Origin of the sequence: Gordoniibacillus kamchatkensis (assembly GCF_000829455.1) — a bacterium.
Classification (GTDB): Bacteria; Bacillota; Bacilli; order Paenibacillales; family NBRC-103111; genus Gordoniibacillus; species Gordoniibacillus kamchatkensis.
Map to the genome: position 1 here is coordinate 1 of NZ_JXAK01000025.1, position 19794 is coordinate 19794.

Sequence of the window (19794 nt, forward strand, 5' to 3'; positions counted from 1 at the left end):
GAGCGCAAAGAAAGCTAAACAAGCTGACGCCGGCAGAGTACCGACGTCAGCTAGCAGCTTAGGGCTTTTTTCAATGTCCGCTATTTGGGGTCTTGACCACGGCTTATGCCGCGGCGGGGATGCTTTTTTGCATGATCGGGCTTGTTATTGCGATTTCGCTTCGTCCTTCACTTCGCTGCGCATCCCTTCGATGCTGGCGCGGCGGCGCTCGTTCTTCGCCGTGATCGCCGACCGCTCCGTGTCGGAAATTTCCTCCGCGTGCTCATCCAAATAATCTTCAGCTTCGTGCAAATTTTGAATTGTATCCTGGATATGCTCCTGCAGATGCTCGACATTGTCGGCGCGGTTGTCCGGTTTGGCCATCGCAATTGTCCCTCCTTTGCCGGCGGATAGAAAGTTGCTACGAATTATAAAATCCCGTACTGAGCCGGCAATTATACGCCTGTGGCGGAGCGAAAACGTGACCCGTCATACAAAACATTTACAATCCGCAAACGCGAGCTTAATACTTAACCTTTACGCTTAAGGTATACCAACCGAAGGGCGTGAAGGGCGATGAACAGATCCGCTGTCAAGGCATTTAGTCCCGAAACTGCACAACTTGCGCTGAAGCTCGCCGCAGGTGAAGAAGTGGAACAGGCGCTGCGCTTGCGTTACGAGGTGTTTGTCGAAGCAGAGAAAAACATGAAGCTGCGCGCGGAGAGCGGGTTGGAGCACGATGGGTATGACGCTTTTTGCGATCATCTGATCGTGAAAGATGTGGAGACGGACCGCGTTGTCGGAACGTACAGGCTACTCCCTGGAGACCGGGCGGTGCGGCATATCGGCTTCTACTCGGAGACGGAGTTCGATTTGTCCGGCTTCGCTCCTTTTAAGGCAAAGACGCTTGAACTGGGACGCAGCTGCGTCGCGCCGGCATATCGCGGCGGCAAAGCGATCCAGATGCTTTGGGACGGCATCGCGGCTTACGTTACGGAACGGGGCTACGATTATTTGATCGGCTGCGCCAGCATGCATATTGCGTCACTCGATGAGCTGAACCGGATTTACACGATGCTGCGCCGGAAAGAAGTGATTACTGACCGATTCGGAATCGCACCGCTGCCGGCACACCGCATCGCCGGTTTGTCTATGACGGATGAGAAGCTGGACGAGAAGGAGTTGTTCCGCAAATTACCGCCGCTCATGAAAGGCTATCAGCGGCTCGGCGCACATATCGACGGAGATCCGGCTTATGATGACGTGTTTCAGACCGTCGATTTTTTCATTGTTTTGCATAAGGAACAGGTGACAAGGCGTTACCGCAAACATTTTTTTGGACAGATGACGGGAGGATGCGCTTGTACGATCTGATCGGCAAAGCGGCCGGCCAAGAGCGGCTGCACCGCATGCTTGCGAAACTGCTCGGGGCTGTGCCGGAGGAATGGCTGCTGGGCCTTATGCACGGCATCGGATTCGGTTTGTATGTGCTGGCGGGGAAAAAGGGGCGGGGGCATATCGAGCGCAACATGCGTGACGTGCTTGGAATGGACGACGCCCGGCATGTGCGGAGGTTAGGGCGCGAATATTTTATCAACCTCGCCGTAACGCTGTACGAAATCCTGATTGACGTCCACCGTTTGCCGAGGCTGCATGCGGCAGGTCGCCTCGAGCGGCGGTTCGAGGCCGAGGGAGAGCGGCTGCTGGCAGATGCCCTGCGCCTCGGAAGAGGCGCCATCGTCTACACGCCGCATATGGGCAATTTCTTTTATGCGTACTGGTATTTAACGCAGAAATACGATTGTTTGGCGGTTGTTACCGCGCAAAGCCCGGAGCTGCGCCCGATCTATTTAAAATTTCAAGCGATCGGCTGCCGCGGATTGGATTACGACGAGACTCCTCCTCTGCAAATGATACGGAAGCTTCGCAACCATTTGGCCGCAGGCGGTGTCGTGTTTCTGCTCGGCGATTTTTACCGTCCGGCCTTTCCCGAAGCGACGATGTTCGGGCGGCCGACCCGTTCCCCGGATGGGGCCGCTTCGTTCGGGATCGAGCAGCATGCGCCGATCGTGCCGTTGTACACGGTTCGGAAGCGGCCATTTCGGCACCGTCTCGTGTTCGAAACGCCCGTTCTCCTTCACGAACGGTTCGCCAAGCACGAGCGGCGCGCGGCGACGAACGAGCTGAACCGTTTTCTCGAGAGCGCCATTCGAGCTGCTCCGTCGCACTGGTTTTACTGGTTTAACGCCGAAGAGCGGTGGAATGCGGATGACGAACGATTATCAGCACAAGAGCGGGAGGCGCGTAACTGACATGGATACGGGAAGTCATTTGCTGTTTGGGGCAACGCTCGCGGGGCTGGCGGCGCTGCAGCCCGAAGTCGCGCACAGTCCGGTTTTGGCGCATGCGGTTTTAACCGCCACGCTGCTCGGCTCGCACGCGCCGGATTTCGACTCGTTCATCCGCTTGAAGAGCTATGCCGCCTACGTCAGGCACCATCGCGGCTTGACGCATTCGCTGCCGGCGGTTGCTGTATGGCCTTTCGCCTTGGGAGTGCCGATCGCACTGTTGTTCGGAGTATGGGCGCAATTGACGACCGTTGTTCTCTGGGCGATGGCAGCTGTTGTGTTTCATATCGCGCTCGATTGGTTGAACGCGTATGGAGTGCAATGTTTCCGCCCGCTGTCCCGGCGGTGGCACCATCTCGACGTGTTGGCGTTGTTCGAGCCGCCTCTGTTTGCGCTTCACGGCGCCGGTTTGCTGCTGTGGGCTTTCGGCGCGGTCCGCCCGGGACCCGTATTCCTGGCCGTCTACGCTTTGACGTTCGTCTATATCGCCATACGGGGCTGGCAGCATGCTTGCATCGTAAGTAAAGTGAAGCGGTCGCTAGGACAGGACGGAGTATGCCATATCGTGCCTTCGCTTTGGTTGTTCCACTGGCAGTTCTATGAGGCAGAGTATTGTTTTTATAACGGTACGGTGCGAAACGGGCGCGTCGAGGTGCGCGACGTTTTTGCCAAGGAGCGAAATCATCCCGCCATCCAAGCAACACTCGGCACCGACGGCGTCAGAGCGTTTCTTCACTTCGCGCAGCGCGTGCACGTGAAGCTGACGGAGCGACATGACGGATACGTCGTGCAGTGGCGCGACATGCGGTTTTGGTACAATCACAAGCTGCCGTTCGGCGTAGACGTGAAGCTGGACCGCGAGTTGAACGTCGTAAGCGATACGCTGGGGTGGACGAAAAAAGCATGGGATCCGCCATATGTATAGGATCCCACGCTTTGTTTTAAATGGCTCGGCTAGGCGCGCAGCTGCTCGCCGAACCCGCCTTCGAACAGCGACTTCCGCAGCGGGCGCCGTGCGGACGGCTGATCGCTGCGGCTGCGCTCGGACAGCTCGTCCGGGTTGCCGCGATAACGATGTTAGTGGAGATGATGATTCCCTCCGCAACTATCGATTTTTGCGTAACTATTACTATATCGAAAATAAGCGGCGGTTGCACCGTATTGATCACGTATTCACTGGCTACAATAACAGTTATGTAGTACCTTACTCGCCGATACTAGGAGGGAGATGCTCATATGGACTTTACGAGCCAAGACATCGTGATGATTGAAAAAGCGCTTCACACCGCCATTCAGCACGAGACAAGCGAGCATACGCGAAGCGAGCTGCGCGAGGTTCTGAGGAAGCTGCAAACTAGCTCCCAAGCGGCGCTAACCGCAGAAGCGACGTCCGCCGCTCCAATGGACGGCTTCCGTTACGATTACGACGATTCGGCCGACCTGGTTTAGCCGTTACCGACATTGGAAACCCGTCATCCGCACTTCCGGCGACCGCTGGTACGCAGTGTGGGTGTAATTAAATGGGAAATATTTTAATAACCTCGTTGTACTCTTGTTGGGCATCTGTGATTGCAAGCTTAGAATAGACTTCCAAACGACTTGCGGCTTTCGAGGCCGGAATACGGTTGTATGAGCGCGTCATCGATGACCTGCTTTTTAGCCAAGTCTTTTTGATTTTTTTGGGGGGTTGACATCAACAGGTTGATCGGATATAGTTTTTTCATACCAACCGAATGTATGAAAGAAGAGGGCGAATGGCAAGAAATAAATATCCGGAAGAAACAATCAACCAAATCCTAACCGTGGCTCTTAAACTGTTCATTCAAAAAGGATACGAGCAGACCTCCATTCAGGATATCATCAATGAGCTGGGCGGGCTGACCAAAGGGGCTATTTACCATCACTTCAAGTCGAAGGAAGAGATCTTGCAGGCCGTCACCGATCACTTGTTCAAAGGCGTTGACGAGATGCTGGCCGGCGTCCGGGATGACAATGAGCTGAACGGGCTGGAGAAGCTCCGCAAGATTTCCCGCGTCTCTCTCGACAATCCCGCCCAAAACGAACTGGCATCGGCGGCGCCGAATCTCTTACGCAATCCGAAGCTGCTGGCGGCACAGATCGAGAACATCATCGAAAAAGCCGTACCCGTCTATATCCAGCCCATCATCGAACAGGGTATGCGAGACGGCTCGATCCGAACCGACTATCCAAGGGAACTTAGCGAAGCGTTGATGATTCTCACCAACCTGTGGCTCAACCCGGCGGTTATCCAAGCTTCGCCCGAGATGATGTTGCGCAAGGTAAGGTTTTTCGATGAAATATTGAAAGGCTTGGGGCTTGACCTGTTCGATGAGCAAATGTTTCAACGATACGAGGAACTATTTCGTTTGTCAGCTAGAGAAGTCAGCATAGATAATTAAACTGCCGAAAGGCAGCTTATTTTTAAATCTATACATACCATCAGTTGGTATGAATGGGTGATCCGGGTTCAAACGCGTGTTAGAAAACTTACTATAAGGAGATGTGAATGTTTTGAATCAGAAATTGACAATGACCTCCCGCTCACTGGAACGGCAAGTAGTGACAAACTTTCGTGCAAGCAACCTGGCGAAAAGCGATTTTGCAGGCGTTACGGCCCATAAAGGACAGTTTCAAGGCAGCTCGTTGCACGGTTCCGACTTTTCGGGCGCAGATTTGACCGGCAGTACGTTCAAGGGCAGCGATGTACGCGAAGCCAATTTTGACGGCGCGAATCTGACGGACTGCAGCCTATCCGCTCTTGACCTGACAAATGCAAGCTTCAATAAGACGATCCTTGTACGGACCAATTTCAGCAAGTCTGGGCTTGACGGAGCCAAATTCACAGGAGTAAAACTGACCGACGTCGCGTTAACGATGACCAATCTTAGAAAAACGATTTTTGAAGGTTGTTTATTTGACGGGGTTGACTTCAAGCACTCAGATCTGAGCGGGAAGTGTTTTGACGGACAGTCGTTTATCGGCGTCAAGTTTGAGAAAGCTGCATTAACCGACGTTTCGTTCAAGGGCGCTACATTTAAAAATGTTTCTTTCCAGCCGGGGCTTACTTTGACTAAAAAGTACTATCGTATGATCAAAACCATCTGCTTTGACGGCGCAACGATGGATAAATTGACCTTTGCTTTGCTCAAAGGCATGGATGCCGATTTGTCAAAAGTTACAGTCATGTAAGGGAGCTTGTTGAACATAAGAACGGTTTGACCGTTTCAGATCTTTCTACAATGAAAGAATAGAATCGAAGAGAGGGAAACCAAATGCAAAAAATGATGGGACAAAGTAACAGAGGCTTCTCCGAAACAGGGCTGCGCAGATTGCGCGACGTGCTGGCGAGGCATGTCGATTCCGGAAAGATTCCGGGGCTCGTCGCCCTAGTCAGCCGAAACGGTGAGATGCACGTCGAAGCAATCGGCACGATGCGCCATGACGGTGGCGCGCCGATGCGCCGGGACACGATCTTCCGGATGGCGTCCACTTCCAAGATGGTCGGGGTCGCGCCGGTGATGATCCTGCTCGACGAGTGCAAGCTGCATCTGGATGACCCAGTAGACAAATGGCTGCCCGAACTCGCCGACCGGCGGGTGCTGAAACGACCCGACGGCCCGCTGGACGAAACCGTGCCGGCGCGGCGGCCGATCACCGTGCGTGACCTGTTGACATCTACGTTCGGGCTCGGAGTGGATCTGACGTTGATGGGCTCCCCGATCCAGAACGCGATCTTCGAAGCGGGGATTTACGACACGCCACAAGAGGTATTGCCCGAGCCGGATGAGTGGATGCGCCGCCTGGGTACTCTCCCACTGAGCTACCAGCCCGGAGAGCGGTGGCAGTACCACGTCAGCAATGAAGTGCTCGGCGTGCTCGTTGCCAGGGTCACGGGCCAGACATTCGAGACGTTCCTGCGCGAACGCATTCTTGATCCGCTGGGGATGAAGGACACTGGCTTCTACGTGCCCGAGGGCAAGATTGACCGGCTGCCGCCCGCCTACATCCCCGATCCGCAGACCGGAAAGTTCATCGTGTGGGATGAGGCCGCAGGCGGACGCTACACTGAGCCTCCGGCGTTCCAAGCAGGCGGCGGTGGGCTGCTCTCAACCGTCGACGACTATCACGCGTTTTTACGGATGCTGCTGAACCAAGGGATGCACGGGACCGAACGGATCCTATCCCGGCCCGCCGTCCAGCTGATGACTACCAACCGCCTCACGCCCGAGCAACAAGCATTCCGAGACGACTTGGCAAAAAACAACGTCCATTTGTCGCATGGCCAAGGGCAGCACGGCGGCTGGGGCTTCGGGATGGCGGTACGCACCTACCGCGGCGACTATGCTTCCATCGGTCAGTTCGGCTGGGACGGCGGAAGCGGCACCTCGGCGTACGCCGACCCGGACAAACAGCTCACCGGTATCCTGCTCACTCAGGTCGGATGTCCACCCCGGATTCGGCGCATCTTATCCAAGACTTCTGGACCACGGTCTATCAGGCAATCGAAGACTAACACCGAGCCCGCGCCTGTTACGCCCGTCCGCAACCCACGTCACCCAACGGTCAGCCCCCTTGGCTGCCGAACCGTCGACGTTTCCGCGAAGCTCAAGAAGAAAATAACCGTGTGATTGCTTCCTTTCCTGTGTAAAAACAGACCGATTCGAAATAGATATCGGTCTGTTTTCCATTTGTTGGTCGAATTAGGGTTCGTCTTCGTTTGCTGGTTTTTCCCCGCTACTTTGCGGGTGGTGTCAGGTTCGCTGGTGCTACCCCGTTGTGGCGGTTTTTTTGCGCTTCGGAACGACCGAACGTATGTTGCCTACCGAACATTCATTCTGTATAATGGAGAGACAACATCGGAGAGCGAGTAGGAGAGCGGTGCGAATGAACAAGTTAACGGGGAAAGTCGGCTCCATGGCGGAGATGATCGAGCTCGTGCGGCGCACGCCGGAAATTATGTCGCAGGTGACGCACTGGCATACGATTCCGCCGCGCGAGGCGCGCTACGCGGAGTTTCCCGCCGGGCTTCACGAGGGGCTGAAGACGGCGCTCCGGGATCGCGGCGTCCATAGTCTGTATACGCATCAGGCGGCGGCGTTCCGTGAGGCCGAGCTGGGCCGCCATGTCGTGACCGTGACGCCGACCGCGTCGGGCAAGACGCTGTGCTACAACCTCCCGGTGCTGCAGCGCATTTTGCACGACGATAGCGCGCGGGCGCTTTATTTGTTTCCGACGAAAGCTTTGGCGCAAGACCAGGTAGCCGAAATGCAGGAGCTCGTCGACAAGATGGGCGCCCGGATCAAAACGCATACATACGACGGCGATACGCCGCCGGCGGTGCGCCAAGTCATCCGCAACGCCGGGCACGTCGTCGTCACGAACCCGGACATGCTGCACGCGGCGATTTTGCCGCATCATACGAAATGGGTCAAGCTGTTTGAGAACCTCAAATATATCGTCATCGACGAGGTGCACGCGTATCGCGGCGTATTCGGCTCGCACGTGGCGAACGTGATCCGCAGGCTGAAGCGGATTTGCCGCTTCTACGGCTCGTCGCCGCAGTTCATCTGCGCTTCGGCGACGATCGACAACCCGCGCGAGCATGCGGAGCGGCTTATCGGCGAAAGCGTGGCGCTCGTTGACGACAACGGAGCGCCGGCGGGCGAAAAGCATTTTGTATTTTACAACCCGCCTGTCGTCAACCAGCAGCTCGGCATCCGCAAAAGCTCGGTGCTGGAGACGCGCAAGCTGGCCGCTCTGCTGCTGAAGCAAGGCATCCAGACGATCGTATTCGCGCGCAGCCGGGTGCGGGTGGAAATTCTTCTTACCTACTTGCAGGAGCTGGTGAAGCACGAGCTCGGCACGAAATCGATTCGCGGCTACCGCGGCGGGTATTTGCCGCAGCTGCGGCGCGAGATCGAACGGGGGCTGCGCAGCGGCGACATCCGCGGCGTCGTATCGACGAACGCGCTCGAGCTCGGCATCGACATCGGGCAGCTGCAGGCGTGCGTGCTGAACGGCTATCCCGGCACGATCGCTTCGACATGGCAGCAGTCGGGACGCGCCGGACGGCGGCAGGAAAGCTCGATCACGTTTATGGTGGCGAGCTCGAATCCGCTCGATCAATATATCGTGCAAAATCCCCGCTATTTTTTCGAACGGCCTCCGGAGCGGGCTTTGATTCATCCCGACAACCTGATCATACTGCTCGACCATGTAAAATGCGCGGCATACGAGCTTCCGTTCGAGCCGGGCGAGACGTTCGGCGGCGAACCGCTGGAGGAGCTGCTCGAATATTTGGCGGAAGAGCGCGTGCTGCACCGCGCCGAAGGGCGCTGGTACTGGATGGAGCAGTCGTTCCCGGCGCAAAACATTTCGCTTCGTTCGGCCGCGCAGGAAAATTTTATCATTATCGATATGACGTCGGGTGCGCGCGTCCTCGGCGAGGTCGACCGTTTCAGCGCGCCGACGCTGCTGCACGAGGAAGCGATTTATATCCACGAAGGCGTGCAATATCAGGTAGAAAAGCTCGATTACGACGAGAAAAAAGCGTACGTCCGCGAAGTGAACGTCGATTATTTCACCGATGCGAACCTGGCTGTCGAGCTGAAGGTGCTGCACGTCAATCGCGAAGACCGCGATGCGGGGCTGGAGCGGCAATTTGGCGACGTCGAAATTTTGTCGAAGCCAACGATTTTTAAAAAAATTCGGCTGAGAAGTCACGAAAATATAGGCTCGGGGCCTATTCATCTGCCGGAGGAGGAGCTGCACACGAGCTCGTATTGGTTCACGTTTGCAGACAGCGTGACGGAGAAGCGCAGCGTGAACGAGATGCAGGTTGCGCTGCTCGGGCTGGCCAATGTGCTTGTACATATTGCGCCGCTGTACCTGATGTGCGACCCGCTCGACATTCGCGTCGTGCCGCAGGTGAAGGCGCCGCATAACAAGAAGCCGACGATCTTTTTCTACGACCGGTATCCGGGCGGAATCGGGCTGAGCGAACGCCTGTACGAAGTGCACCGCGAGCTGCTCGCCGAGGCGAAGCGGCACATTGCCGGCTGTACGTGCCTGAGCGGCTGCCCGGCGTGCGTAGGGCCGATCGAGGAAGTCGGATTGACCGGCAAGCAGCTCGCGCTAGGGCTGCTCGGCGAAGTGGAGGCGTGAAGGAGATGAGCGGGCTAAAGGAACGGTTGCAGCGGCTCAAACGGCCGGCTGCAGAGGGCGGGAGCGGCGGCGGTTTACGCGGTGCAGATGCGGGTGTTGAGGATAGCCGGGCTCCGGGCAAGGAAAGCGGGAATGAGCAGAAAGATGCGGGGCGCGCCAGCAGCGCGGCTGCGGACGAACGGGTGGCACCTCCCGGCTGGGAACGGTTGGGCGGCGTGCGGGTGGAGCGCAACGCCCACGGCGCTTTTTTGCTGCGCGAGCAAGTATATGCCCCGGATTACCGGCACGGAAAAGAGGCGTTGGGCGAGCTGGCGGAGCTCGCCGGCGAGCTCGGTTTGTTGGCTGGCGGCGGCAGCCCGCTGCGCCAAACGCGGCGGCAGCGCGCGCGCACAGTCGCTGCGCGCGGCATTGGAAGCGCGAATACGGACGGAACCACGATGCGTGCTGGTGAGGGGGAAGAAGCGGCGGAGCACGGTATTGAACAGGCGCTGCAGCCCGAGCGGCTGCTGTTTTTCGACACGGAGACGACCGGGCTCGGTGTCGGAGCAGGCAACGTGCCGTTCATGGTCGGGCTCGGCTTCTACGATGCGGACCGCTTCGTCGTGCAGCAATTGTTTATCCGGGGGCCTGCGGAGGAGGCGGCGATGCTCGCTTATTTCGAGCATCTGCTTGCGCGCTTCACCCATATCGTTTCGTATAACGGCCGTTCGTTCGACTGGCCGATCGTGCAAAACCGTTTCGTTCTCGCGCGGCGCAAGCGGCAAGAGGACGTCTGGCGGCAAATCGATTTGCTGTACCCCGCGCGCAGCCTGTGGCGGACGTCGCTGCCCTCGTGCCGGCTGAGCGCCGTGGAATCGGAGAAGCTCGGCTTCCGGCGCGAAGCTGACGTGCCCGGCTCACAGGCGCCGATGCTGTACTTGCAATATTTGGCTGAGCCCGATCCGGGCATTATCGCCGGCGTGTTCGTCCATAACGAGCACGATATCGTCTCGCTTGCGGCGCTGGCGATTCATATGGCGAAGCTGCTGCGCGGCAAGGAGCCGGTAGAGGAGCTCGGCGACGAGGAGCTGCTGCGGCTGAGCCTATGGCTCGACAAGCTCGGCCGCGCGGAGCTTGCGGAGCGGACGCGGGCGCAGCTCGCGCTGCGTCTGCATGGCGGCGGTCCGAGGCCGGGGCGGGACCGCTTGCTGCTTGAGCTGGCGGCGGCATACAAAAAGCTTGGCCGCTACGATAGCGCGGCCGAGCTGTGGCGCCGCTTTGTGGCGGAGCGCGGCGGCAGCTTCGCCTGTCCGGTCGAGCCGTACATCGAGCTGGCGATGCATGGCGAGCACCGCGAGCGGCGCTATGGCGAGGCGCTGGCGTACACCGAGGAAGCGCTGCGCCACGTCTGGAAGCGGATGTCGATGAGCCGCGTCAGTGATCAGCAGCGAGAGCTGGCAGAGGCGCTGCAAAAGCGCATCCGCCGGCTGCGGGACAAACTGCGGCGCGAGCAGACGGCCTCTGCGGCGGAAGCCGCGCCGGGCTCCGGGAAGGCGGCGGATCAGCCGCCCGCTTCCGCCGCCAGCAACGGCATGGGGCAGGAGGCGCGCATCGCAGGCTGGCCCGTGCCGCCGCGCAAAAAGCGAATAAAGCCCGAATACGCCATGGAGAGCCTGATATGAATAATTGCGCTGCGCATTAGTGCAATCTAAGGATAGGGAATATTTGCCACGAGGGGTGTTGGGATTGCCGGAATTGCCGGAGATGGAGCATTACCGCGAAGCTCTTATTCCGCTCGTCGCAGGGAAGACGATTACGGCTGCAGACGTCGAGCGGGAGAGGACGATCAACGTTCCCGTTGGCGTTTTTACCCAGTCTGTCGTTGGACAGCAGATCGTTACGGTGAAGCGGCGGGCGAAGCATTTGCTGTTTCCGCTCGCAAACGGCTATACGCTGCACCTGCACCTCATGCTTGACGGCTCGATGTTTTACGGCACGCCCGAGCAGAAGCAAAACCGCACGGCGCAAGTGACGCTTGCTTTTCAAGACGGGCGGATGCTTTATTTTCACGGGCTGCGGCTCGGCTATTTGCATCTTCAGACGGAAGTGGAGCTGGCTGAGGTGCTTGACACGCTTGCTCCCGATCCGTTCGACCCGCAGCTGACGCCCGGGCTGTTCGCAGACCGGCTGCGCGGAAAGCGCGCGACGCTGAAGGCGGCGCTCACCGACCAAGACGCGGTCGTATCCGGCATTGGCAACTGCTACTCCGATGAAATATGTTTTGCCGCCGGACTGCTGCCGACCCGCCGCACGACCGGGTTGAACGATGAGGAAGCGAACCGTCTGTACGGCGCGATGCGCAGCGTACTGCGCGCGGCGACGGACGGAGGCGGCTATATGGAAATGCCGCTGTACGCCGGCGATACGCTTACAGGCGCCTTTAACGAGCGGTGCGCCGTCTACGACCGCGGCGGCGAGCCGTGCGTGCGATGCGGCAGCCCGATCGTATTTGCGACAGTGAATTCCCGAAAATGCTTTTACTGTACGACGTGCCAGCAGTAGGAGGACAAGGGCATGGGAAAAAATCGACGCGGCAACGTCCCTCCCGGTAACGCCGCTTCGGCCGCCGGCGCCGGTGTCAGCGGCGCCGCTGCCGGCGCTAAGGAGGCTACGGCGCCGCCGATTGCCGCGCGCAGCATAGGCAGCCATGTCAGCATACGCCGCGGTTATGCCGCAGCAGCCAAAACAGCGCTCTCCATAGGCGGAAGCGCATTTCAATATTTTCCGAAAAATCCGCGCAGCCTCGAGCTTAAAATGCCGTACGACCGCAGCGACGCGGCGGCGTGCGCGGCGTTTTGCCGGGAGCACGGTTTGCCCTCGATCGGCCATGCGCCGTATCCGGTCAACCTCGCTATAGACGATCAGGCCAAACGGGAGGCGATTCGCCGGGCGCTGCTCAATGCGTTGGACATTACGGATGCATGCGGTTCGATCGGGCTCGTCGTCCATTTCGGCAAGTTTTCCGGCCCCGACCCGTTGCAAGGCTACAAAAATATAATACAATTAATGAATAGCGTGCTTACCGAGTATGAAGGCAAGGCGCTGTTCCTGCTGGAAAACATGGCCGGCGAAGGGAGCCAGATCGGTACGACGTTCGAAGAACTCGTCCACATGCGGCAGCTGTGCGCCTACCCGCACAAGGTCGGCTTTTGCGTCGATACGTGCCATTTGTTCGCCAGCGGCTACTGGAACGGCGGCAACTGGCCGGAAGTGGAGAGACGGGGGCTGGAGCTCGGGTTTTTCGAGCATGTCCGCGCTGTTCATTTTAACGATTCGGTGTACGGGTCAGGGGAACGCAAAGACCGCCATGCGCGCATCGGCCATGGCCGCATCGGGCTTCCGGCGCTGAGGGCGGCGCTGCAATCGCCGGCGCTTGCCCGCGTACCGTTCGTACTTGAGACAGAACCGGGGGCGGACGGCACGCATCGGGACGAAATCGCTTTCGTGCGCGAGCTGGCAGCGGGGCGATAAAGTCGTGATTGCCGCAAAGCGGACGGGAGTAGGAGGAGTTCGTTTGATTCACGTTTACTTGGACGATGTCCGGCCGTGCCCGCGAGGGTTCGTTGCCGCCCGCACGGCGGAGGAATGCATCCTGCTTCTAGAGCAGTGCGAGGTCGACATTCTTTCGCTCGACTTTGACCTCGGCTGGCACGCTCCGAGCGGCAGCGCGGTGGCGAGCTGGATCGCCCAGAACGGGCGGTTTCCGCGCCGGCTTTATTTTCATACGTCGAGCCCCGCCGGCCGCGAACAGATGGTGCGTTTGCTGCTGCCTGCATTGCCGCCGGACGTCGAGCTTCATAACGGGCCGATGCCCGACGATGTGCTGCAGCAAGCAGCGGCGGGAGGTTGACCGGAATCATACAGGCTGCGCGGGAAAAGCGGTGCTTGTGGATCGGAGAGATGCAAGTTGTGTGCAGCAAAACTCGCATCGTAAGCATCCGTCTTTGAACTTGTGTTGTCAAATACGCGAGAGCACAAGTTCATCAAAGCCGGAGACCCGAATTCAATCCGCAGCATAGCCGTACATTCTCGTGCAGCCAGATACATACCGGTTACAGCGGGGAGAAAAACAGGCATTAGACAAAGGAGCAGGGGAAACCTTATGATCAAGCTGTCGAACGTAAATTTTATCCGCGAAAGCCGTACGATTTTGCAAAACATCAATCTGCATATTCGCGAAGGGGAGCATTGGGTGCTGCTCGGCCGCAACGGCTCGGGCAAGACGACGATTTTGGAAATGGTGAACGGGTACCATTTTCCGAGCTCCGGCTCGGTTGACGTGTTGGGCCACCGGTACGGCACCGTCGACCTGCGCGAGCTGCGGCGCAGCATCGGCTACATCAGCCAGTCGCTGTTCGAGAAGCTGAGCCCCGCCGATCCGGTGTGGGAAGTGGTAGCGACCGGAGCGTATGCGTTTTTGCGCTTTTATCAGACGATCCCGGACGAAGCGCGCGAGAAGGCGCTCGAGCTGCTTGGGCGCATCCAACTGTCCCATCTGCAGAACCAGCCGCTCGGCACGCTGTCCCAAGGTGAAAGAAAAAAAGTGATGCTGGCCCGTTCCCTCATGTCTGAGCCCAAAGTGCTCATTTTGGACGAGCCGTGCTCGGGTCTCGATTTGTACGAGCGCGAGCGGATGCTGCAAAGCGTGCAGGAGCTGAGCGGAGGCGGCAACATGACGGTGCTGTACGTGACTCACCATATCGAGGAAATCGTGCCGATGTTTACGCACGTGGCGCTGCTCGAGCAAGGCGAGCTCATTGCCGCCGGGCCGAAACGCGAAGTGCTGACGCCGGAGCTGCTCAAAAGAGCGTACGACGTGCCGCTGGAGCTGGAATGGTTCCGCGACCGGCCGTGGGCCAAAGTGCTGTGAGAAGAGGATGAACGAGTGGAGAACGTAAAGACCGAACAGCCGGGCGTCAGGCAAAACGCCCCGGACGCCGCAGCCGGCGTCCGCGCCGCAAGCTCGCGCTTTATCGGCACTGCCAACCATGGCTATGCGCAGCAGGCGCAAGAGGAAGTGAGGCGCTTGTTCCCGGGAGCGGCGTTCCGGTATTTGGCGCCGGCCGAAGTGTTTGTGATGGAGTTCCCTGTTGCAAGCGCAGAGGCGGTTACGACGCTGCGCGACAAGGAGCCGATCTTTTTGCGCCATATTCAGCCGGTGGATGCCGAGCTTGAAGCCCATGGCGACGCTGCCGATATAGAGGCGCTGATGAATTGGGCGCAAAGCTTGCCGGCGTCGAGGTTTGCGCCGGGCTTGCCCGTCGCCGTACACGTTCGCAAGCCGGACGGTCTTGCGCTGCCGTACGCGAACGCCGACCTGCGCGCGGCGCTGCAGGAGACGCTGGCGCAGCAGTTTGGCATCGAGCCCGTCGTGCGCGGCGCAGCGCTCATCGTGTCCGTTTATGTGACGGGCGACAAGCTGTATGCCGGCGTGTCGGAGCCGGCGCACAATTTGTCCGATTGGCCGGGCGGCGCCATCCGGTTTCAGCGCGAGGACGAGCAAATTTCCCGGGCGAAATTCAAGCTGCTCGAAGCGGAGCAGCGGTTCGGCCTCGATTTGTCCGATTTCCGCGCAGCGCTCGATATCGGGGCCGCTCCCGGCGGCTGGACGTCGCTGCTGCTGGAACGGGGACTTCGGGTTACCGCTGTCGATCCGGCGGCGCTTCACCCGTCGCTGCTTGGCGACCACAAACTGACTTATTTGCGAAAAAATGCCGGGGACGTCCGCTTCGCGCCGGACAGCTTCGATTTGCTCGTATGCGACATGAGCTGGAATCCGAAGCAAATGGCCAGGCTCGTCGCCGACTTGCTGTATGCGCTTCGGACGAACGGACTTGCCGTTATTACGGTCAAGCTGCTGCACGGCAAAGCGTTTCAAACGGTGCGCGAAGTGACGGCCGCGTTTGCCGGATCGCTCGAACTGCTGCGCGCGAAGCAGTTGTTTCACAACCGCGACGAGCTGACGCTTTTGCTGCGCAGAGTTTAGGGCTTGCGCCGAAGATGAGGGGGAGTATAATGACTGAACCGGTGCACAAGTCGGACCGGGAGCATTGGAATGACGTCTTTAGCGAATTGCAACTTGGCAAACCGGTTTATGATCTGTGGCTGGACAGCTACGGACAGCTGCTGGCGGGTACGAAAGATGACGCGGTTATCGATTTGGGCTGCGGCTATGGTTGCGATACGCTCTACTTGGCGGAGCGCGGCTATCGCGTCATCGCCTGCGACTTGTCGGAAGAGGCGCTGCGCCGCATCCATGAGCATATCCCGGAGGCAGCTACGACGCAGGTCGATATGACGGCAGGCTTGCCGTTCGCGGACGGCAGCGCCGGAGCGGTTGTGGCCGACTTGTCGTTGCATTATTTCGCCTGGGATACGACTGTCCGTATTGTGCGGGAGATCGCCAGGGTGCTGAAGCCGGCGGGGCTTTGCTGGCCCGCTTTAACTCGGTTCGCGACGTTCACTACGGCGCCGGGCTCGGCATTATGGTGGAGCCGAACTATTATGAGCACGAAGGCCGGCGCAAACGGTTTTTCGACGAGGCCGACTTGCGGCGGCTGTTTGCGGATTGGTCGATCGAGGCGCTCGCGGAGACGGAGATGCACCGTTACGGCAAGCCGAAACGATGCTGGGAGCTGGCTGCGGTCAATAAGTGAGGGCAATCCGCTCAAGTCTCGCTCGGCATAAGGGGCAGCGATCAATAAAGTTTACTTTTGCAAAAGAGTATTGTTTTGTAAGGTACATTGCCGTAAGGCGTACAGGTCTATAGGGCGTAATGACTGCAATGTGTATGCTCTGTACAGCGTGATGATGCGCAGGGCGTAATGTGGAGCTGTGTGCCGCTCTGTATGATGTGCCGCTTCGCATTTTACTTCTACGCATGTATTTCCCGCGCAAGATACGGTGCCGAGCAAATTTTGAATCCAAGCATGAACGGCGGGCATCGAAGGAGGGAGCCGCATGAACCGGCGTATTGAATGGCGTCGTTTGCTGCTGTTGCTGCCTTTGGTTTGTCTGATGGCGGCCTGCAGCGCCGGCAAGCCTGCAGCGCTCGGGGCCGGTTCGGTTATTCAAGGTGGCGATGGGGCCTCTGCGGGCAAGCCGGAAGGAGGTCGTGCGGCGACACCGGGTATCGGCCCCGGGCGCCCTGATACGCATAACGAGTTCGAGCATGCCGGCGGCAGCACGGCCGCCGCGTCCGGCTCCACGATCGCCGAGCCGCTGTGCCGCCCTGAGTCTGGCAAGGACGCGGAGGCTTCACCCAGCGTGCGTTATGTGAACGTGAACGTCGCCACCTTGTGGGCGTCGCCCCAAGCGCCCCGCGCCTTGGATGAACCGTCGCTGCGGTTCCCCGCCGATGTGCCCGCTTGGCTCGGTCCAATGACGGTACGCGATAAGCTTGGCCTCGTCGGCAAAACGGAGACGGAAGCGCTATACGGCGAACGGGTCGTGCTGCTTGAGGAGCGCGGCGATTGGGTACGGGTAGCGGTGCCGGAGCAACGTACGCCCAAGCTGGCGCAAGGGTACCCCGGCTGGCTGCCGAAGCGGCAGCTGGCAGAGCGCTCCGAAGCAGCCGCATACGCCGGCTGTCCCGTCGCTGTAATCGGCAAGCGAACGGCTACGCTTTATGCTGACGCGGAGCTGCGGAAGCCGGCACTGCAGCTGAGCTTCGGCACGCGGTTGCCGGTTGTCGCCGCCGCTGCAGGCTTGACGCTGACCGTTGTCACACCCGATGACGGCCGCCGCTATTTGGCGGCCTCGGACGCAATCGTCCGCAAGCCCGATGCCGCCATCGCCCCGCCGTCAGGTACGGAGCTTGTCGAGCTCGGCCGCGGCTTCCTCGGTCTCCCTTACTTGTGGGCCGGGGCTTCCGGCTTCGGATTCGACTGTTCCGGCTTCACGTATGCGCTGTACCGGTATTACGGCATTCTGCTGCCGCGCGACGCGAAGGATCAGGCGAAGGCGGGACGCGCCGTCGACCGTGCCGATTTGCAGCCCGGGGACTTGCTCTTTTTTGCTTACGACAAAGGCAAGGGAGCCGTCCATCACGTAGCGATGTATGCCGGCGACGGCCTTATGCTGCATTCGCCGAAGACGGAGCGTTCCGTCGAACTCATTCCGTTCGATACGCCTGAGTATGCTGCGGAGTTTGCCGGCGCAAGACGTTTTTTGCCCTAGCCGACGTAAAGGTTACACGATTATCGAGACGAACCTGTAAGTCCGAAATTTTCGGGCTGGCAGGTTTTTTGTCGTTTCCATGTAATTTTGATATGGAAATTTGTGGGCCATGTCCTTATACTGGAATAACATGGATATTTATCCGAGGGGGAACGACGATGGACGTACAGGGCGGCTTGCGTCCCGGCGATGTGCTGGAGCACCGTTATCGCTTGCTGCAAGTGCTCGGGCAAGGCGGCATGGGACGAGTGTTCGTCGCCGAAGATTTGCGTCTGGCCGGTAAAAGGTGGGCGATTAAAGAGACGGTGCCGCCTATCGGCGATGCGAGCGGTTTTTTGCGCGAGGCCGAGCTGCTGGCGCGGCTCCAGCACCCGATGCTGCCGCAAATCGTCGACTATTACGGACCGAGCGAACGGAATCGCTGCGCTTATGTGGTGATGGAGCTTATTTCCGGTGTCACGCTGGATGCGGAGTTGCAGCACCGGGGCGGGCGGCTGCCTGCCGCGACAATCGTGCGCATCGGGTCGCAGCTGTGCGAAGCGCTCGTGTATTTGCACGGCCAGAAGCCGGAGCCGATCGTGTTCCGCGATATTAAGCCGTCAAACATTATGCTCGACGAAAAAGGCCGCGTGCGCCTCATCGACTTCGGCATTGCCCGCCGCTTTAAGCCCGAACAGCCCGGAGATACGCTTCCGCTCGGCTCGGTCGGGTTTGCGGCGCCGGAGCAGCTGCGCGGCGAACGGACCGATCCGCGCTCCGACCTGTATTCGCTCGGCGCTGTGCTGTATTTTTTGCTGAGCGGGGGACAATACGCGGCGCTGAGGAGCGGCCCCTTGGCCGTGCATTGCACGCATGCTCCGGAACCGCTTTTGCGCCTCGTCGAACGGCTGCTGGAGCAAGCGCCCGAACACAGGCCGCAGCATGCCGCAGAAGTGTTGGACGCACTGCGCGCGTTGGAGCTGAAGCCGCGGCTCGAAAGTATGGGAGGCGCTGCTGCAGCAGAGATGTCCGTACGGAGTGAACCGAGGCTAATGCTCGTTGGCGGACTTTACCGTGGCGCAGGCGCTACGTTTGCGGCGGTTTGTCTCGCGAAAGCGCTCGCGCAAGCAGGCGTCGACCATGCCGTTGCCGAGCATCCGGTCATTGAGCCGGAACTGTATGCGCTGCTCGACGGCGAGCGCAGGGCCCCGCAAGGCTACGCATTCGCAAATGAGCGCAGTGCGGCCGATATGACGGCGCCGGCAACTGTCTGGATAGAGGGATATACCGAATGGGTGGCGTCGCGGCCGGGAGCGGAGGCAGACGATTGGACTGCCGAACAGACGGAGCGCTGGCTCGGCACGATTCGCCGCTCCGTTGTTATCGTCGACATTGGCGACCGCTGGCGCCATCCGGCCGTAGCGACGATGTGTGATGCCGCCGCCGGGCTGCTTGTCGTCGCCGACCCGTCTCCCTCCAAGCTGAGCCGGTCGCAAGTGCAGGCGCTGCTGCGCGAACTGGACGGACTGGCTCGGCGCGGCGTGCCGGTGACGTGGGTCGCGAACCGCGACGCGCCGTCCCCGCGCCGCGGCGACTGGCTGCGCATGCTGCCGGCCATGCCGGCGATCAGCTTGCCGGCTTTCGCACCGCAGCGCATGCTCGAAGCCCAGTGGCTGGGGGACGTCGTACCAGCCGCAGACGAGGCCGGAAAAGCCGCGGCAGCCGCCTTTGCCGCTTTTGTGCAGCGCGCTTTTCCGCGCGGCATTACGGCGAGCGGGCCGCGCCGCAAAAGCATCTGGCCGCCGATGAGGCGCAGCGGGTCGCGCTGAGCAAGCATTTGCCAAAAGGGTCTTGTCAAATCAGATGGATCTGGTATAATTACCAGTATATACCGAATTCGCATGCGGAAGCACCGCTGACCGGAGACGTTTCTCCGAGTCGGCGCGTGCTTTTTTGTCGTTCGGTAGCAGAGAGGAGGAGCGGCATGTCGCAAAGGATGATGTGGAGGCTGATCGTCTCGATTGCGGCAGTCGGCGGCTGTTGTTTGATCGCCGGGCTTGCCGGATTGGGACGGAATGGAGGACTG

The 19794-nt window shown here is 59.5% G+C and carries 17 protein-coding genes and 1 pseudogene; 17 read left to right on the top strand and 1 reads right to left on the bottom strand.

Going from position 1 to position 19794, the window contains the following annotated elements:
• Positions 1 to 144: 144 nt before the first annotated feature.
• Positions 145 to 363 (bottom strand): small acid-soluble spore protein Tlp, encoded by a 219-nt coding sequence (tlp, locus tag SD70_RS15050; RefSeq protein WP_041048356.1) that lies wholly within the window; start codon positions 361 to 363, stop codon positions 145 to 147.
• Positions 364 to 555: 192 nt separating this feature from the next.
• On the opposite strand from tlp, the gene SD70_RS15055 reads away from it, so the two are divergent.
• The 17 genes and pseudogenes from SD70_RS15055 (at position 556) to SD70_RS33385 (ending at position 19537) form a co-directional block, all read left to right on the top strand.
• Positions 556 to 1353 carry a GNAT family N-acetyltransferase gene (locus SD70_RS15055; RefSeq protein ID WP_041048357.1) on the top strand — a complete coding sequence of 266 codons (798 nt, stop codon included), beginning with the start codon at positions 556 to 558 and terminating at the stop codon, positions 1351 to 1353.
• Positions 1341 to 2291, top strand: a complete 951-nt coding sequence (locus tag SD70_RS15060; protein ID WP_052487474.1) for a lysophospholipid acyltransferase family protein — start codon at positions 1341 to 1343, stop codon at positions 2289 to 2291. The genes SD70_RS15055 and SD70_RS15060 overlap by 13 nt, the downstream gene beginning before the upstream one ends.
• A 1-nt stretch (position 2292) precedes the next feature.
• On the top strand, positions 2293 to 3252 hold the full coding sequence (locus tag SD70_RS15065) for a metal-dependent hydrolase (protein ID WP_041048358.1): 960 nt from the start codon (positions 2293 to 2295) through the stop codon (positions 3250 to 3252).
• Positions 3253 to 3563: 311 nt separating this feature from the next.
• A complete protein-coding gene (locus tag SD70_RS15075; protein ID WP_041048360.1) occupies positions 3564 to 3776 on the top strand; it encodes a hypothetical protein in 213 nt (70 codons plus the stop codon).
• 305 nt (positions 3777 to 4081) lie between these two features.
• Positions 4082 to 4747, top strand: coding sequence for a TetR/AcrR family transcriptional regulator (locus SD70_RS15080; protein ID WP_041048361.1), 666 nt, complete (start codon positions 4082 to 4084; stop codon positions 4745 to 4747).
• 130 nt (positions 4748 to 4877) lie between these two features.
• Complete coding sequence (locus tag SD70_RS15085; protein ID WP_394297972.1) at positions 4878 to 5537, top strand: pentapeptide repeat-containing protein; 660 nt, start codon at positions 4878 to 4880, stop codon at positions 5535 to 5537.
• A 95-nt stretch (positions 5538 to 5632) separates the two neighbouring features.
• Positions 5633 to 6861 (top strand): annotated as a pseudogene (locus tag SD70_RS15090) (serine hydrolase domain-containing protein).
• A 371-nt stretch (positions 6862 to 7232) separates the two neighbouring features.
• Positions 7233 to 9512 (top strand): DEAD/DEAH box helicase, encoded by a 2280-nt coding sequence (locus SD70_RS15095; protein ID WP_041048362.1) that lies wholly within the window; start codon positions 7233 to 7235, stop codon positions 9510 to 9512.
• A gap of 5 nt (positions 9513 to 9517) precedes the next feature.
• Complete coding sequence (locus SD70_RS15100) at positions 9518 to 11173, top strand: ribonuclease H-like domain-containing protein (protein ID WP_052487475.1); 1656 nt, start codon at positions 9518 to 9520, stop codon at positions 11171 to 11173.
• A 64-nt stretch (positions 11174 to 11237) separates the two neighbouring features.
• Positions 11238 to 12053, top strand: a complete 816-nt coding sequence (locus SD70_RS15105) for an Fpg/Nei family DNA glycosylase (RefSeq protein ID WP_041048363.1) — start codon at positions 11238 to 11240, stop codon at positions 12051 to 12053.
• Positions 12054 to 12065: 12 nt separating this feature from the next.
• Positions 12066 to 13022, top strand: a complete 957-nt coding sequence (locus tag SD70_RS15110) for a deoxyribonuclease IV (RefSeq protein WP_082053377.1) — start codon at positions 12066 to 12068, stop codon at positions 13020 to 13022.
• Positions 13023 to 13065: 43 nt separating this feature from the next.
• The gene (locus SD70_RS15115; protein ID WP_041048364.1) at positions 13066 to 13401 is read left to right on the top strand and encodes a cyclic-phosphate processing receiver domain-containing protein; all 336 of its coding nucleotides are present in this window, start codon (positions 13066 to 13068) and stop codon (positions 13399 to 13401) included.
• Between the two features lie 252 nt (positions 13402 to 13653).
• Positions 13654 to 14421 (top strand): ABC transporter ATP-binding protein, encoded by a 768-nt coding sequence (locus tag SD70_RS15120; RefSeq protein ID WP_041048365.1) that lies wholly within the window; start codon positions 13654 to 13656, stop codon positions 14419 to 14421.
• Positions 14422 to 14436: 15 nt separating this feature from the next.
• Complete coding sequence (locus SD70_RS15125; RefSeq protein WP_082053378.1) at positions 14437 to 15537, top strand: SAM-dependent methyltransferase; 1101 nt, start codon at positions 14437 to 14439, stop codon at positions 15535 to 15537.
• 29 nt (positions 15538 to 15566) lie between these two features.
• Positions 15567 to 16238, top strand: coding sequence for a class I SAM-dependent methyltransferase (locus SD70_RS15130; protein WP_231571236.1), 672 nt, complete (start codon positions 15567 to 15569; stop codon positions 16236 to 16238).
• 273 nt (positions 16239 to 16511) lie between these two features.
• The gene (locus SD70_RS15135; protein WP_052487476.1) at positions 16512 to 17729 is read left to right on the top strand and encodes a C40 family peptidase; all 1218 of its coding nucleotides are present in this window, start codon (positions 16512 to 16514) and stop codon (positions 17727 to 17729) included.
• A 158-nt stretch (positions 17730 to 17887) separates the two neighbouring features.
• Positions 17888 to 19537 carry a serine/threonine-protein kinase gene (locus SD70_RS33385; protein WP_052487477.1) on the top strand — a complete coding sequence of 550 codons (1650 nt, stop codon included), beginning with the start codon at positions 17888 to 17890 and terminating at the stop codon, positions 19535 to 19537.
• The last annotated feature ends 257 nt before the right edge of the window (positions 19538 to 19794 follow it).